The 1,110-nt window shown below is 62.4% G+C and carries 1 protein-coding gene; it reads left to right on the plus strand.

Annotated elements, in window-relative coordinates:
* Positions 1-78 precede the first annotated feature (78 nt).
* On the plus strand, positions 79-1,110 hold a 1,032-nt coding region (locus tag AC1DT2_RS24175; protein ID WP_477299263.1), incomplete at its 3' end, for a glycine-rich domain-containing protein.

Here is a 1,110-nt window from a genome sequence, read left to right on the forward strand (position 1 = left end):
CATCAGTAACTGATCAACCCCTCAAGCACACCTCAAACCCGCCCTCGTGGCGGGTTTTTTTATGCCCGGAGAAACCCCTTGGACCGCAAAATCGTATATCCCGGACAGATTCCGCTCGAGACGGACCTGCTTGGCACCAACCAGTCGGCAATGGTCGGCTTGGGCAAGCTTGCTGCGGCAGTGCTCGGAATTGGTGGCGTCGTTTCAGGCCTCACCGTGGGTCCCAACTCGCCGGCGGCATTGAACGTCATCGTTGCGGCCGGCGAGATCTACTCGCTTCAGAACCTGGAGGCGACGGCGTATAGCTCGCTGCCTGCCGATACCACGCACACGTGCATCAAGCAGGGCATCCAGCTCGATCCTGTAACGCTCCCATGCCCGGCTCCAACGACTGCCGGTTTCTCGATCAATTACTTGATCGAAGCGGCGTACGCCGACGCCGATATCAATGCCACGACGCTCCCGTATTACAACGCGAGCAATCCGACGCAGGCGTACAGCGGACCGAACAACACGGGTGCTCAGCAGGCAACCATTCGCGCCGGACAAGTACAGCTGCAGGTGAAGGCTGGCGTCGCCGCGGCTACGGGTTCACAGACGACACCAGCGACGGATGCCGGGTTCATTGCCCTGGCAGTGGTCACCGTCGCGAACGGACAGACAACGATAGTAGCGGGGAACATCGTTGCCTCCGTCAGCACGCAGGTGATGACGCAGTCGCTCGCCRCACAGATCAACGCTCAGTCGGTAGGACGCCTACTCAACACGCAGGTTTTCACTTCATCGGGGACCTACACTCCGTCCCCTGGAACGAAGAAGGTCCGCATTACCGTCATCGGTGCGGGTGCAGGCGGTGGCGGCACCGCGGCCGTCGTCGCTGGTCAGGCGAGCGCCGGCGTCGCCGGTGGCGGTGGTGGCTATGCGATCTCAATAGTTTCGAGCGGATTCAGCGGGCAGGCCGTCGTGGTTGGTCAGGGCGGCGCGGGCGGTAGCGCTGGTGCCAATGCGGGAACCACGGGCGGGACTTCGTCCTTCGGAACGGTTGTCGCCACCGGAGGCAACCCAGGTTCGGGAACGGCATCGGTGCCGGTATCAAGCCCGACATTGGTG

Source organism: Luteibacter sp. P4_E6 (assembly GCF_056401535.1).